The organism is Falsiroseomonas sp., assembly GCF_030695085.1.
In the GTDB taxonomy this organism is placed as follows: domain Bacteria; phylum Pseudomonadota; class Alphaproteobacteria; order Acetobacterales; family Acetobacteraceae; genus Falsiroseomonas.
In genome coordinates this window covers 1-14,163 of sequence record NZ_JAUYTS010000091.1, presented here as the reverse complement: position 1 = coordinate 14,163, position 14,163 = coordinate 1, and the positions used below count along the sequence as shown (strand labels likewise).

The following is a 14,163-nucleotide window of genomic DNA, read 5'->3' as shown; positions in this document are numbered from 1 at the left end:
TTCGCTCAGCAGCCTGTCCAGCCCGGCAGGCGGACGGCCTCGCCATGAGCGGGGATGAGCCCAAGCCATTCCGGCACGGGCAGCCCCGCCAGCCTGCCCCGCAGCGCTGCCACCGGGCCGCCATGCGTCACCGCCACCACGCCGCCATCGGTGGGCAGCGTCTCGAACCAGGCCAGTACACGCTGCACGAGCTCCGCCGTTGTCTCGCCGCCGCCGGGGCGGAAGCTGTCGGGCGCCTCGATCATGCCCATCATGGAATCGCCCGTCTCGGCGTGAATCGCATCCCAGCTCCGGCCTTCCCAGGCGCCGAAGTCCCGCTCCCGCAGGGCTGGCACGATCTCGAGCGGCAGGCCAAGGCGGCGGCTCAGCAGCCCGCCCAGCAGCCGCGCCCGGCGCAGGGGCGAGGCCTGCAGGCGCGTGACCCCGGCCACCGGCAGCGCCTCGGCCAGTGCGCGGGCCGCGGCGAGGCCGGCCGCCGAGAGCCCCACATCGCTAACGCCATAGCAACGTCCCTGCCAATGCCACGCCACGGCCGTATGGCGCAGCAGCGTCACCATGCGGCCAGCGCCAAGGTCGTGCCGACCAGACCGGCATAGGCGGCCGCGCCCATCGCATCGCCATTGCTGCCGCCCAGCCGGCGCAGCAGCAGCGCGCGATACCAGGCCAGGAAGGCGAGCCCCGCCGCCAGGGCCAGCGCCATGCCGCCAGGTGCGATCCAGGCACCCGCCAGCAGCACCGGCGCCGCCAGCAGCACCGCCTGGGCGAAGCGCCGCCCATCCATCGCGCCCGCCACCCGCGCGCCCAGCCCGGGCAGCGCCGGCACGCGCCACATCACCGCCAGCATCAGCAGGCGCGACGCGGCCCCGGCCACCACCAGCGCCACCACCGCACGCCCCGGATCCTCCAGCGCCACCAGCCCCGCCGCGCGCAGCGCCACCGCGAAGCCGAGCGCCAGCGCGCCGAAGGCGCCGATCTGGCTGTTCTTCATGATGCGCAGCACATCCTCCGGCGCGCGGCCGCCGCCCAGCCCGTCAACCAGGTCGGCCACCGCATCCTCATGGAGCCCGCGTGTCAGCCAGGCATCGAAGGCCAGCGCCACCAGCACCGCGAGATACAGCGGAAACACCAGCGCCGCCGCCCACAGGACCAACGCCGTGATGGCGCCGAGCAACGCGCCGGCCAGCGGGAAGCAGGCCAGCGCGCGCGGCAGGTCGCGCTCGAAGCGCGCCATTTCCTCGCCGGGGGGCGAGAGGCGGCTGAGGAAGCGCAGCGCCAGCGCCGCGGGCTGGGCCCATTCCCGCATCAGCCGCCCATCGCCTCATCGAGCGTCGCCACCTCGGTCAGCAGGGCTGCGGCGGCATCCAGCAGCGGCAGCAGCAGCGCAGCCCCGGTGCCCTCGCCGAGGCGCAGGCCCCAATCGAGGAAGGGCTCCAGCCCCATCGCCTCCAGCATCCGCGCATGACCCGGCTCGGCGCCGACATGCGCGGCGATCGCCGTCTTGAGCGCCCCAGGCGCCAGGCGCTGCGCCACCAGCGCCGCGGCGCCAACGATCAGCCCATCCAGCACCACCGTTACGCCCTGCTGCGCGCAGCCTGCGATGCAGCCTGCCAGGGCGGCGATTTCATAGCCGCAGACCGCCGCGATCGCGGCGCGTTCATCGCGCTCACCCTGCGCGATCAGGAGACCAGCGGCGACCACGGCGCGCTTGCGGGCGAGGCTTTCGGGCGTGGCGCCGGCGCCGGGGCCGACCATGGCCTCGACCGGCGCCCCGGTCAGCAGCGCGCCGAGCGCAGCGGCGGAGGTGGTGTTGCCGATGCCCATCTCGCCCAGCGCCAGCACGGCGATGCCCTCCGCTGCCGCTTCGGCCGCGATGCGCCCACCGAGCGCCCAGGCGGCATCGAACTGCGCCACCGTCATCGCCGGACCCTGCGCGAAGCTCGCCGTGCCGTGCCCGATGCGCGCATCCAGGAACCCGGGCCCCGGCGCCATGCCCTCGGCGCAGGACCCCGCATCCACCAGCAGGAAATCCGCCCCCGCCGCGCGGCCCAGCGCGCTGGCGGAGGATCGCCCGGCGCGCATCAGCCGCATCATCGCCCCGGTCACGGCGGAGGGCCAAAGCCCCACCCCCTCCGCCACCACGCCGTGATCGCCGGCGAAGACCACCAGGCGGCGCGGCGTGGTGCGCGGGTCAAGCCGGCCCTGGGTGACGGCGAGGCGCGCGGCCAGACGTTCGAGCTTGCCGAGGCTGCCGGGCGGCTTGGCCAGCGCGTCGAGCCGCGCCTGCACATCGATCATCCTGAAGCATCCTCGGCCGCGATCATGTGGAAGAAACTGCCCGAGACCCGGCCACGCTGCCCGCCGGCCGGGCCAAGGTCGCGCCCCTCGCCATCGGCCAGCGTGGCGAAGGCGGTGTCGCGGCCGGGATCGACCTCGGTGGCGTAGTGGAACTCATGGCCGCGCAGATGCTGCCCCGCCGGGCCGAGCGGCCCCTCGGCGAGCAGCCGCGCGCGGCGGTAGCCCAGATGCAGCCGGCGCTTGGCGAAGCTGGTGCCATGCGACAGCAGGCCGGCCATGGCGTGGTCCTGGCCCGCGGCATCGGTCAGCCCGACGCCCAGCACCATGTAGCCGCCGCATTCGCCATGCACCGGCCGCGTCGCCGCGAAATGCGACAGCCCGGCGCGGAAGCGCGACGCGGCGGCCAGCCGCCCCGCATGCAGCTCCGGATAGCCGCCGGACAGCCAGCAGGCATCGCAGAAGTCGGGCGGCGCCTCGTCGGCGAGCGGCGAGAAGGACAAAATCTCCGCCCCCGCCGCGCGCCAGCCCGCCAGCACATGGCCATAGACGAAGGAGAAGGCGGCATCGCGGGCGAGTGCGATGCGCTGCCCGGGCGGGCGCAGCGCCACCGGCGGCGGGCCGGGATGCAGGCGGAGCGGTGCGGCGGCGGCCAGGATGCCGTCCAGATCGAGATGCGCCTCCGCCATCTCGGCCAGTGCCGCCAGCGCCGCGGCCAGGGCCGGGTGCTCCTCGGCCTGGACCAGGCCGAGATGGCGCTCCGGCAGAGCGGGCGGCGCCTCCTTCGGGATGGCGCCCAGCACCGGGATGCCGAGCGGCGCCATCGCCTGCTCCACCAGCCTTGCATGGCGCGGGCTGCCGACGCGGTTCAGCACGACGCCGGCGATGCGCACGGCGGGGTCGTGGGTGGCGAAGCCGCGCAGCACGGCGGCGGCGGTCTGCGCCTGGCCGCCGACATCCAGCACCAGCAGCACCGGCAGCCCGTGCCGCGCGCAGAGATCGGCCGCCGAGCCGCGCTGCCCCTCCGGCCCCGGAATCCCGTCGAACAGCCCCATGGCGCCCTCCGCCAGCAGCAGCTCGGCGCCGGTCGCGGCCTCCGCCAGCAGGGCGTCGCGCAACGCGGCGGGCATCGCCCAGCTATCCAGGTTCAGGCCGGGGCGGCCGGTGGCGGCGGCGTGGAAGGCGGTGTCGATGTAGTCCGGCCCGATCTTCGCCGCGCGCACCGCCACGCCGCGCGCCGCCAGCGCGGCCAGCAGCCCCAGCGTCACCGTCGTCTTGCCAGCGCCGGAGCGCGGCGCCGCGATCACCAGCCCGCGCATCCCGGTCAGGCCAGCAGCCGGCCGGCATGCGCCAGCAGGCGTTCCCGCACGGCCACGATGGCGCCGATGCCGATGATGGCCGGGGAGGGGATGTCCAGCCCCGTCAGCGCATCCAGCCGGGTCACCAGAACGGATTGATCTGGCGTCGTCGCCCCCACCACCACGGCGGCCGACGTCTCCGGCGGCATCCCGCCCGCCATCAGCCCGGCCACGATCGCCGGCAGGGTCCGGGTGGCCATGTAGAGCAAAATGGGCTGGCCGGTGCGGGCCAGCGCCGCCCAGTCGAGCCCGCCGCCATGCTCCGCCGCATGGCCGGTGGCCAGGATGATCGCCTGGTTGGTCTCCCGCATCGTCGCCGGGATATTGGCGGCCGTCATGGCGGCGAGGCCCGAGGTCAGGCCCGGCAGCACGCGGAAGGGGATGCCGGCCTCGGCCAGCGCCACCGCTTCCTCCCCCCCCCGGCCGAAGACGAAGGGGTCGCCGCCCTTCAGCCGCAGCACCCGCCGCCCGGCGCGGGCTTCCGCCACCAGCCGGGCCGAGATCTCCGCTTGGCGGGCGGAGGGACGACCGCCGCGCTTGCCGACGAAGGCGAGCTCGGCGCCGGGGCGGGCGAGGGCCAGCACCTCGGCCTCGATCAGCGCGTCATGGATGATGATATCGGCCTGGCCGAGGGCGGCCAGCACCTCCAGCGTCAGCAGCCCGGGATCGCCGGGGCCGGCGCCGGCCAGCCAGACCTCACCCGGTACCATGCGGCGCGACTGCGCGAGGAGGGCGGCGAGCGTGTCGGTGTTCATGGCTGCACCGCCGGGCATGGCGCGGCGGCCCGCTTGGCGCTACCGGAAAGCGGATGAATGGGGGCAAGGCCTTGCGGCGCGGCTGGACCACCGGCGCCTGTGCCACGGCGGCGGCAAAGGCCGCCTATGCCGCGCTGCGGCATGGCGTCTTCCCCGATCCGGTGACGATCCGCCTGCCCGGGGGCGAGACCCCCGCCTTCGCCCTGGCGCGGGCCGAGTTCGTCGCGGGCGGCGCGATGGCCGCCGTGGTGAAGGATGCCGGGGATGACCCCGATGTGACGCATGGCGCGCTGATCCTGGTGACGCTGCGGCCGCTGCCGCCGGGTGCGGGGGTGGTGTTCCGGGCCGGGCCGGGGGTGGGGATGGTGACGCGCCCCGGCCTGCCGATTCCGCCCGGCGAGCCCGCGATCAACCCCGGCCCCCGCGCCATGATCCGCGCCGCGCTGGCCGAGATCGCACCGGATGCGGATGTCGAGGTGGAGATCGCCATCGCCGATGGCGAGAAGCTGGCGGAGCGCACGCTGAACGGAAGGCTGGGCATCGTCGGCGGGCTGTCCGTGCTGGGCACGACCGGCATCGTCATCCCCTATTCCTGCGCCGCCTGGATCGATTCCATCCATCGCGGCGTCGATGTGGCGCGCGCTATGGGCATTGGCCATGTGGCGGGCAGCACCGGCTCCGCCTCCGAGGCCGCGGTGCAGGCGCTGCATGGCCTGCCCGATGTGGCGCTGATCGAGATGGGCGATTTCGTCGGCGGCTTGCTGAAATACCTGCGCCGCCATCCGGTGCCGCGCGTGACCATCGCCGGCGGCGTCGCCAAGATGACCAAGCTGGCGCAGGGAAGGCTCGACCTGCATTCCAAGCGCGGCGAGGCTGACCTGGCCGCCTTGGGCGCACTGCTGCCGGATGCGGCCCTGGCCGCGCGGGTGGCCGCCGCCAACACCGTCGCCGAGGCTTTCCAGATGGCCGAGGCCGCCGGCCATCCACTGGGCGATGCCATCGCGGCCCGTGCCTGGGACGTGGCGGCGGAAGCGCTCGCCCCTGCGCCCAGCGAACTGGAGGTCGTTGTCTTTGACCGCACCGGCCGGCTGGTCGGCCGTGCGGTGTTTGCAAAACTGCCTCACAGCCCCTCCCTCCCGCGAAACCGCCGCTGATAGTCGGGCGCGTAGAGGGCGCTTTCGCGAAACCCCTCGGGCGCCAGGGCCGGGCCGACCAGAATCAGCGCCGTGCGCTCCACCCCCGCGGCGGCCACCACCGGCGCGATATCGGCCAGGGTGCCGCGGAACACCTGCTCATCCGGCCAGCTTGCGCGCACCACCACGGCGGCGGGGCAGCCCGCGCCGTAGAAGGGCGTCAGTTCATCGACGATGCGCGCCAGTTGCGGCACGGCCAGGTGGATGGCCAGCGTCGCGCCAGTGGCGGCGAAGGCGGCCAGCGTCTCGCCGCCGGGCATGGGGGAGGCGCGGCCGGGCATGCGGGTCAGCACCACCGACTGCGCCAGCGCCGGCACCGTCAGCTCCCGCCCCAGCAATGCGGCGGCGGCGGCGAAGGCGGGCACGCCGGGGGTCAGCGTCACGGGGATGCCGTGCGCCTCCAGCCGCCGCGTCTGCTCGGCGATGGCGGAATAGATGGACAGGTCGCCGGAATGCAGCCGCGCTACATCCTTCCCGGCCGCATGCGCCGCGACGCATTCGGCCTCGATCTCATCCAGGCTCATCGGCGCGGTATCCACCAGGCGCGCGCCGGGCGGGCAATGGGCCAGCATCTCGCGCGGGATGATCGAGCCGGCGAACAGGCAGACCGGGCAGCGCGCCAAAATGTCCCGTCCGCGCAGCGTCAGCAGATCCGCAGCCCCCGGCCCGGCGCCGATGAAATGCACGGTCATGGGGTGGTCTCCGCCAGGGCACAGGTGACGGCGCGGGCCACCGAAATGCGGGGGCCGAGGAGCCGCGCGCCCGGCCCGGCGGAGGCCAGCGCCGCCGCCTCGGCGAGCGAGGGCACGCCCGTCTCGGCAAGGACACGCGCCGAATGGCTGAGGCAGCCGTGCGCGGCGGCCAACAGCGCCGGCCGTGGCACGGCATCGAGCTGCAGGCCTAGCGAAGCCGCCGCCGCGCGCAAGCCGGGTTCTTCTGCCTTGCTGGCGCTGGTGGCCAGTCGCGCCAGTTCCGCCGGCGCGCGTCCGGCCGTTTGCAGCGCCAGGGCAACGGCCGCCGTCACATCCTCGGCCCGCGCCCCGCGCCGGCAGCCCAGCCCCGCGACCATCATGGCTTGTGCCAAACCCATTGGGTGACCGGCATGGCCGGGCGCCAGCCCGTCATCCCGCCCACGGCGACGGCGCGCGAAAGGCCGATGCGCAGCAGCTCGCCGCCCAACGCCGCGTGGCGGGCCAGCAGCAGCGCCTCGGTCTCCAGCGTCACGGCATTGGCGACGAAGACGCCGCCGCGTTTCAGCGCCGCCAGCGCCGCATCGAACACGCATGGATCATTGGCACCGCCGCCGAGGAACAGCGCATCGGGTGGCGGCAGCCCGGCGAAGGCGGCCGGCGCCTCGCCCGACACCAGGCGCAGGCCGGGCACGCCGAGCGCGCGCGCATTCGCCTCGGCCCGCGCCGCGCGATCCGCCCGCACCTCGATGCCGATGGCGCGGCAGGCGGGATGCGCCAGCATCCATTCGATGCCGATCGACCCGGCACCGGCACCGACATCCCAGAGCAGCGCGCCGGGGAAGGGCCGCAGCGCGGCGAGGGTGATGGCCCGCACCTCCCGCTTGGTCAGTTGCCCGTCATGCTGGAACAGGTCGTCCGGCAGCCCGGGCGCGCGCGGCAGCCAGCGCGCATCCGGCCCGGCCAGGACCTCGATGGCCAGCGTGTTCAGCGGATGGATGCCGTCGAGGTCGAAAGCCGCCGCCGTGGCATGGCGCAGGCGTTCATCCGACCCGCCCAGCGCCTCCAGCACCGTGATCGCGCTGGTCGCAAAACCCTCTGCGGCCAGCAGGGCGGCAATTGCGGCCGGCTGGGCGGCGTCGCTGGTCAGCAGGATCAGCCGGGCGCCGGGATGCAGATGCGGGCGCAGCAGCGCCGGATCGCGGGCATGCAGCGACAGCACCGTCACCTCCGCCAGCGGCCAGCCCATCCGGGTGGCGGCCAGGCTGGCGGCGGAGGCCTGCGGGAAGACCCGCGCCTCCCCGGCCGGAATGTCGCGCAGCAGGGTGGCGCCGACGCCGTGCCACATCGGATCGCCGGAGGCGAGCACCGCCACCGCCTGCCCGCGCAGCGCCAGCACCGGCGCCACGCTGAAGGGCGAGGGCCAGGACTGCGCCATGCCGGTGATGCCGCCGGCCGCCAGCCGGAGATGCCGCGCGCCGCCGAACACCGTCCCCGCCCCGGCCAGAGCCGCGCGCGCGGCCTCGCCAAGTCCCGCCAGCCCGTCCTCGCCGAGGCCGATGATGGACAACCAGGGCGCGCCGCGCGAAGCCTCATCCATGCGACCACACCTTCTGCTGCTGGGCGGCACGACCGAGGCGCGCGCGCTGGCCCTGCGGCTGGCGGCGCGCACCGATCTCACGGTCACCTTGTCGCTCGCCGGCCGCACGCTGAACCCGGTCGCCATGCCGGTGCCGGTGCGCAGCGGCGGCTTTGGCGGGGCGGAGGGGCTGGAGGCCTATCTGCGCGCGCATCGCGTCACCGCGCTGCTGGATGCGACGCATCCCTATGCCGCGCGCATCTCCGCCAATGCCGCGCTGGCCGCGCGCCGCGCCGGCGTGCCCCTGCTGGTGCTGCACCGCCCGGCCTGGCTGGCCGAGCCCGGCGATGACTGGCGACCTGTGGCCGATGTCGCGGCGGCCTGCGCCGCCCTCGGCCCCGCGCCGCGCCGGGTCTTCCTGGCGCTGGGACGGCAGGAGGTGGCGGGTTTTGCCGCGGCCCCGCAGCACCGCTACCTGATCCGCAGCGTCGACCCCATCACGCCGCCGCCGCCCATGCCGGAGGTGACCTGCCTGACCGCCCGCGGCCCCTTCACCCTGGCGGATGAGGAAGCCCTGCTGCACGCGCATGGCATCGAGGCGATCGTCTGCAAGAACAGCGGCGGCACGGCGAGCTTCGCCAAGCTGGTCGCCGCCCGCGCCCGCCGCCTGCCGGTGTTCCTGCTGGACCGCCCGGCCCTGCCGGAGGCGCCGCGGGTTACGACGGTGGAGGCGGCGCTCGACTGGCTGGATCATGCCAACGGTCCTAGGCGCTGACCTGCGCACGCCCTAGGCGTGCGAGGCCGCGAAGGCGGCCCGCTGGAAATCCGGCAAGCCAAGGCCGCGGACGCGGCCGCCCGGCGCTCGACTGGCTCGATCATGCGCTGAGCCGCCGCGCGGTATAGGCCAGCGGCGGCAGGCCGGGCCGGGGCACGATGCGGGTGTGCAGCGTGCCGATGATGATGCAGCTCGCCATGCTGGCGGGCTGCGCGGCAGCCTCGGCCAGCGGCACGATCACCACCTGCTCCGCCGCCCGCGCCACGGCGTGGCCAAAGATCACCGGGGTTTCCGGCGGCAGGTGCTGCGCCAGGCAGGCGAAGGCGGCGCCGAGCTGCCAGGGCCGGGCACGACTGATCGGGTTGTACAGCGCGATCGCAAAACCCGCCCCCGCCGCCGCCGCCAGCCGCTGCTCCACCACTGGCCAGGGCTTCAGGTTGTCCGACAGCGAGATGGCGCAGAAATCATGCCCGAGCGGCGCGCCGGCCTTTGCGGCCAGGGCCAGCATTGCGGTAATGCCGGGATGGACGGCGAGCTCCACCGCGCGCCATGCCGGCCGGCCGTGCTCGATGGCTTCGCAGACCGCGGCGGCCATGGCGAAGACTCCGGGATCGCCGCCGGTGACCATGGCCACGCGCGCCCCGGTGGCGGCGGAATCCAGCGCGGCGGCGGCGCGGTCCATCTCCTCGCGGTTGTCGGTGGGGTGGCGCTGCTGGCCTGGACGTTCGGGGACGCGGGCGAGATAGGGGCCGTAGCCATACAGCGCCTCCGCCGCCGCCAGCGCCGCGGTCGCGGCGGGGGTGATCAGCGCGGCATCGCCGGGACCGATGCCGACGACATCCAGACGGCCCGTCATTGCGCCCAGCCCGGGACGAGGATCAGCGAGAAATAGGGCGCCGGCGACGCATCGCGTTCCACCAGCCGCTGCACGCGCTGCGCCGGGGTGCCGACGCGCTCGGCATAGACAGCCTGTTCGAGACGGCCCGCACGCGCCAGCGCAGCGCGGACGCGCGGCAGGTTGCGGCCGAGCTTCATGATGACCGCGGCCTCGGTGCCCGCCAGCCGTGCGGCCAGCGCATCCTCCTCCAGCGTGCCCGGCAGCACGGTCAGCACATCGTCGCCCTGCGCGATGGGCAGGCCGGCCAGCGCCCAGGCGCCGGACATGGCGGTGATGCCGGGCACCACCTCGGTCGGGAAGCGATGCGCCAGGCGGACATGCAGATGCATGTAGGAGCCGTAGAACAGCGCATCGCCCTCGCTCGCCACGGCCACGTCGCGGCCCGCTTCCAGGTGGCTCGCGATGGTGGCGGCGGCCGCGTCGTGGAAGGTGTCGAGCGCGGCGCGATAGGCCGGGTCGCTGCGCGGAATCTCGGTGGTGACGGGATAGAGCAGCGGCAGTTCGACCACGCCCGGCCGCAGCCGGTCCGCGATGATGGCGCGCGCATGGCTGGCGCGGCCCTGCTTCGCGAAATAGGCGACGACCGGCACGGCATCGAGCAGCCGCGCCGCCTTGAGCGTCAGCAATTCCGGGTCGCCCGGGCCGATGCCCAGCCCATAAAGCCGCCCCGTCACAGCCCGACCCTCGCCAGCGCATTGAGCGCGGCCGCCGCCATGGCGCTGCCACCCATCCGGCCGCGCACCACGGCCCAGGGAATGCCGAGCGGCGCTTCCATCAGCGCCTCCTTCGACTCCGCCGCGCCGACAAACCCAACCGGCATGCCGATGATCGCGGCGGGTCGCGGCGCGCCGTCCGACAGCATGTCGAGCAAATGAAACAGCGCGGTTGGCGCGTTGCCGATGACGACGACGCTGCCGGCCAGATGCTCGCCCCACAGCGCCATGGCGGCGACGGAGCGGGTGTTGCCGATCGCCGCCGCCATCTCCGGCACGCGCGGGTCGCGCAGCGTGCAGATCACCTGGTTGTCCGCGGGCAGGCGTGCGCGGGAGACGCCGCGTGCCACCATCTCCGCATCGCACAGGATCGGCGCGCCGGCCCGCAGCGCGGCGCGGCCGGCGGCGACGAAACCTGGCGCGAAGGCGAAATGCGAAGCGGCCTCGACCAGCCCGCAGGCATGGATCATCCGCACCGCCACCTCCTCCTCCTCCGCCGAGAAGCGCGCGAGGTCCGCCTCGGCCCGGATGATGGCGAAGGAGCGTGCGTAGATCGCGGCCCCGTCGCGGATATAGTCATGCATCGGCGGCAAACTCCCGCGCCAGACTGGCGCGTGCTTCCTGGGTGTGAAGGTGCTGCGCCACCGTGTCGCCCGCCCGCCCGCGCCGGATCAAGCCCAGCCCCTGCGGCGTGCCGACCAGGGTGAGCCGGGCCGGGCGCGGATGCGCGCAGCCCTTGGCGCAGCCCGAGACATGCAGCAGGGCGCCCGGTGGAACCAGCGGCGCCAGCATGGCGGCGAGTGCACGCGTATCCAGCAGCGCGGAGGCGCAGGCGGGCGCGCCGGTGCAGGCGGCGACGCGGCCGCGTGCGTCGTCCGGCTGGGTGATCAGGCCGAGCGTGGCGGCCTTGTGGCGCAGCCCGGCAGGGTTCGGCACGCCGAGCGCCAGCAGCACGCGGCCCGGCGCGCCACGCAGCGCGCGTGCGCCGCTGGCTTCGGCGAAGGCGATCAGCGTCGCGGCCTCCAGCCTGCCGAAGGGCAGGCCGACGCCGAGCGCGAGGCCATCCCGCAGGGCGTGCAGGCCGAGGGCTTCCGGTGCCGTCCCCGCCGGCGGGGCCGGGGCGGGGGACAGGTGCCGCGCGGCGGCGGCACGGGCCACGGCCGAAGGCGCGCGCGTGTCCTCCCGCGCCATGGCCTCCAGCAGCAGCAGCGCGGCGGCCAGCGCAGCCTCGGCATCGCCCAGGCCGAGCCAGGCCGCACCGCAGCCTAGCAGCCAGCCCTCCGGCTGTGCCACCAGCCGCAGATCCGCGGCCTCGCCGGCCAGATGCAGCGCGCCGCCGCCATCCACCAGCACGGTCGCCTTGGGCGGCAGGCCGAGTGGCGCGGCGGCCGCAATGCGCCGGGCCAGCGGGCGCGGGTCCGCCACCTCATCGGGGGCATCGCCCGCCAGCGGCGAGGTCATCACCAGCGCGCCGCGCGGCCAGTCCGAGGGCACCAGGCTCTCCGCGAGGTCCAGCGTTTCGGCGCGCAGCCCGCGGATCTGCACGCTGCCGCGGGCGGTGATGTCGAGCAGCCCGTTGCCCGCCTGTTGCGCCGCCCGCGCCAGCGCCACCCAGTCCGCGGGCGGCATGGTGGCGGGCGGCAGCCGGGCCAGCAGCCCGTCGCCGGTCTGCATCGGGGCCGCGAGGCTCGGGCAGGCGCCGCGGCGCATCAGCCGGGCTCCATCAGCAGCGCCAGCTCGGCAGGGATCGCGTTGCCTCGCGGGTGCCACAAGCCGCGCCGCAGCGCATCGCCGAGCCGCAGCGCGATGGCCCGCGCGGCCGCCGGATTCTCGCGGCGGAGGAAGTCGCGCACCGCCGCGTCCTGCACATAGGCCGCATGCACGCGGTCCAGCAGCGCGCCGTCCACCGCGCTGGTGGTTTCCGCAAAAGCCACCAGCCGGTCCACCGTCTCCGCCAGTTCGGAGGCGCCGCGCGGCCCGTGGCGCATCTGCCCCGCCAGGAAGCGGGGGTCCACCGCGCGGCCCATCACCAGCCGGCGCAGCGCGGCATCGAGCGTGCGGGCGCGCGGCCGGGCGGGGTCGGTGGTGTCCAGCGTGATGAGGCTGGGCGAGGCGCCGAGCATGGCTGCGGCGGCAGAAAAACCGCCGAGATGCGCCACATCTGCGCCGCCCTGCAGCAAATCCCGCCCCGGATCGTCGCCGGGATGCAGGAGCGCATCGGCGGTGGCGACCCGCGCGCCGAATCCCGCATCGGGCGTCGCCTCGCCAGCCGTGCCGCCATAGCGATGCGAGGCGCCGGCGAGATAGGCGCGGCCCAGCTCCTCCCGCGCCGTCCAGCTGCCGCTGGCCAGCGCATCCTCCAGCCCCGCGCCATAGGCGCCGGGGGGCGCGCCGAAGATGCGGGCCAGGGATTGGCCGGCGAGGCGCGCCTCGGCCAGCGGGTTTTCCTCCGCCGTCTCGTCGCGCGCGGCCACGGCGCGCACGGCGGCATCCAGCAGCGCGATCTGCGCCGGGAACAGGTCGCGAAACAGGCCGGAGATGCGCCAGGTGACATCGACGCGCGGGCGCCCCAGCACCGCCGGCGGCTGCACTTCCACCCCCGTGACGCGGCCCGTCGCCCGGTCCCAGACCGGCACGCAGCCCAGCAGCGCCAGGCCCTGGGCGATCTCCTCCCCACCCGTGCGCAGCGTGGCGCTGCCCCAGAGGTCCAGCACCAGCCGGCGCGGCGCCTCGCCCTGTTCCTGCGCATAAAGCCGCAGCGCCTCCGCCGCCGCCAGCCGGCCGAGCTCCATGGCGGTGGGGGTGGGCAGGCCGCGCGGGTCGGTGGCGGTCAGGTTGCGGCCGGTGGGCATCACGTCCCGCCGCCCGCGCGACGGCGCGCCGGCGGGGCCGGGCGGGACGTGGCGCGCATCCAGTGCCGCCAGCAGCCCGGCGCGTTCCGAGGCGGCGCAGGCGGTGCGCTCGGCATCGGCACCGGGCGCGGCGCGGCCGTAGATGTGCTGGCCGTCCTGGATGGCGAGCTCCTTCACGTCGCAGATCCAGGCATCCAGCGCGCGCAGCCGGTCATCCGGATCGGCGGGCAAAGCGGGCAAAGTGGGCACGGATTCCGCCGCCTGCTGGATGAGCTGCGCCAGACGCTCGCGGCGGCGGCGGTCCATGCCGTCCGCGGCGGCGAATTCATCGAGCAGGCGGTCGAGGTCCTGCAGCTCCGGCGCCAGGCCGGGCGTGGTCAGCGGCGGCGGCAGATGGCCGAGCGTCACCGCCGCGATGCGTCGCTTGGCCTGTGCGGCCTCGCCTGGATTGCTGACCAGGAAGGGATAGATCACCGGCAGCGCGCCGAGCACCTGTTCGGGGAAGCAAGCGACGGTCAGCGCCACGGCCTTGCCCGGCAGCCATTCCAGCGTGCCATGCGCGCCCATATGGACCAGCGCATGCACGTCGCGTGCGTGCCGCAGCCAGAGGCCGAAGGCGCGCAGCGCGTGGCGCGGCGGCAGGGCAGGGTCGTGATAGGTGGCGCGGCGGTCGCTGGCGCGGCCACGGTCCGGCGCCACGGCCAACAGGATGTTTCCGAATGTGATGGCGCGGAAGTGGAAGGCGCCATCGGCTACGCCCGGGTCCTGATCTGGTTCGCCCCAGGCTTCATCGGCTGTGCCACCCTGCGCCAGGTAGTCAGCGACCGGCCAGCTTGCGGCGGGCATGGCCAGCGCGTCGAGCAGGGCGCGCGGCGTGGCCGGCGGATCGCTCAGCGTGTATCCGGCCGCGCGCAGATCCTCGAGCAGCGCCAGCACGCTGGACGGCACGTCGAGCCCCACCGCATAGCCGGTGCGGCCACCCGCGCCGGGATAGTCCGGCAGCAGGATGGCCAGGCGCCGTTCGGCGGGCGGCGTGGCGCGCAGGCGCAGCAGCGCCAT

Annotated in this window: 15 protein-coding genes; 2 read left to right on the top strand and 13 right to left on the bottom strand. The window is 75.0% G+C overall.

The genetic code is table 11. The features are described 5' to 3' along the window. Window positions 1-5 precede the first annotated feature (5 nt). The 5 genes from Q8S40_RS11185 to cobA are packed head-to-tail and all read right to left on the bottom strand — an operon-like array spanning window position 6 to window position 4,405. Window positions 6-557, bottom strand: a complete 552-nt coding sequence (locus Q8S40_RS11185; protein ID WP_305670458.1) for a histidine phosphatase family protein — start codon at window positions 555-557, stop codon at window positions 6-8. Continuing rightward, window positions 551-1,303 carry an adenosylcobinamide-GDP ribazoletransferase gene (locus tag Q8S40_RS11180; RefSeq protein WP_305670457.1) on the bottom strand — a complete coding sequence of 251 codons (753 nt, stop codon included), beginning with the start codon at window positions 1,301-1,303 and terminating at the stop codon, window positions 551-553. Before Q8S40_RS11180 ends, Q8S40_RS11185 begins: the two co-directional genes overlap by 7 nt. Further along, the gene (gene cobT / locus Q8S40_RS11175) at window positions 1,303-2,295 is read right to left on the bottom strand and encodes a nicotinate-nucleotide--dimethylbenzimidazole phosphoribosyltransferase (RefSeq protein ID WP_305670456.1); all 993 of its coding nucleotides are present in this window, start codon (window positions 2,293-2,295) and stop codon (window positions 1,303-1,305) included. The genes Q8S40_RS11180 and cobT overlap by 1 nt, the downstream gene beginning before the upstream one ends. Further along, entirely contained in the window at window positions 2,292-3,611 is a 1,320-nt protein-coding gene (locus tag Q8S40_RS11170) for a cobyrinate a,c-diamide synthase (RefSeq protein WP_305670455.1), read from the bottom strand. Before Q8S40_RS11170 ends, cobT begins: the two co-directional genes overlap by 4 nt. A gap of 5 nt (window positions 3,612-3,616) precedes the next feature. Further along, complete coding sequence (gene cobA / locus Q8S40_RS11165) at window positions 3,617-4,405, bottom strand: uroporphyrinogen-III C-methyltransferase (protein ID WP_305670454.1); 789 nt, start codon at window positions 4,403-4,405, stop codon at window positions 3,617-3,619. A gap of 53 nt (window positions 4,406-4,458) precedes the next feature. On the opposite strand from cobA, the gene Q8S40_RS11160 reads away from it, so the two are divergent. After that, window positions 4,459-5,559: a cobalt-precorrin-5B (C(1))-methyltransferase gene (locus Q8S40_RS11160; protein WP_305670453.1), complete on the top strand. Its 1,101-nt coding sequence runs from the start codon at window positions 4,459-4,461 to the stop codon at window positions 5,557-5,559. On the opposite strand, the gene cobM is transcribed toward Q8S40_RS11160, so the two are convergent. Genes cobM through cbiE form a run of 3 tightly spaced genes read right to left on the bottom strand, consistent with a single transcriptional unit; the run spans window position 5,526 to window position 7,887 of the window. After that, window positions 5,526-6,290, bottom strand: coding sequence for a precorrin-4 C(11)-methyltransferase (gene cobM / locus Q8S40_RS11155; protein WP_305670452.1), 765 nt, complete (start codon window positions 6,288-6,290; stop codon window positions 5,526-5,528). The genes Q8S40_RS11160 and cobM overlap by 34 nt on opposite strands. Beyond that, a complete protein-coding gene (locus Q8S40_RS11150; protein WP_305670451.1) occupies window positions 6,287-6,688 on the bottom strand; it encodes a cobalamin biosynthesis protein in 402 nt (133 codons plus the stop codon). Before Q8S40_RS11150 ends, cobM begins: the two co-directional genes overlap by 4 nt. After that, window positions 6,667-7,887, bottom strand: a complete 1,221-nt coding sequence (cbiE, locus tag Q8S40_RS11145) for a precorrin-6y C5,15-methyltransferase (decarboxylating) subunit CbiE (RefSeq protein ID WP_305670450.1) — start codon at window positions 7,885-7,887, stop codon at window positions 6,667-6,669. The genes Q8S40_RS11150 and cbiE overlap by 22 nt, the downstream gene beginning before the upstream one ends. Here cbiE and Q8S40_RS11140 point away from each other — a divergent pair. Further along, window positions 7,886-8,641, top strand: a complete 756-nt coding sequence (locus Q8S40_RS11140; RefSeq protein ID WP_305670449.1) for a cobalt-precorrin-6A reductase — start codon at window positions 7,886-7,888, stop codon at window positions 8,639-8,641. The two genes, cbiE and Q8S40_RS11140, sit on opposite strands and share 2 nt — an antisense overlap. Before the next feature lie 100 nt (window positions 8,642-8,741). Here Q8S40_RS11140 and Q8S40_RS11135 read toward each other — a convergent pair whose 3' ends face one another. From Q8S40_RS11135 to Q8S40_RS11115, 5 genes are all read right to left on the bottom strand, one after another. Next, a complete protein-coding gene (locus tag Q8S40_RS11135; protein ID WP_305670448.1) occupies window positions 8,742-9,497 on the bottom strand; it encodes a precorrin-3B C(17)-methyltransferase in 756 nt (251 codons plus the stop codon). Then, the gene (locus tag Q8S40_RS11130) at window positions 9,494-10,213 is read right to left on the bottom strand and encodes a precorrin-2 C(20)-methyltransferase (protein WP_305670447.1); all 720 of its coding nucleotides are present in this window, start codon (window positions 10,211-10,213) and stop codon (window positions 9,494-9,496) included. Before Q8S40_RS11130 ends, Q8S40_RS11135 begins: the two co-directional genes overlap by 4 nt. After that, window positions 10,210-10,836: a precorrin-8X methylmutase gene (locus tag Q8S40_RS11125; RefSeq protein WP_305670446.1), complete on the bottom strand. Its 627-nt coding sequence runs from the start codon at window positions 10,834-10,836 to the stop codon at window positions 10,210-10,212. The genes Q8S40_RS11130 and Q8S40_RS11125 overlap by 4 nt, the downstream gene beginning before the upstream one ends. After that, entirely contained in the window at window positions 10,829-11,962 is a 1,134-nt protein-coding gene (locus tag Q8S40_RS11120) for a hypothetical protein (RefSeq protein WP_305670445.1), read from the bottom strand. The genes Q8S40_RS11125 and Q8S40_RS11120 overlap by 8 nt, the downstream gene beginning before the upstream one ends. Then, window positions 11,962-14,163 (bottom strand): cobaltochelatase subunit CobN (locus tag Q8S40_RS11115; RefSeq protein ID WP_305670444.1); only part of this gene is annotated, 2,202 nt, incomplete at its 5' end. The genes Q8S40_RS11115 and Q8S40_RS11120, both read right to left, overlap by 1 nt.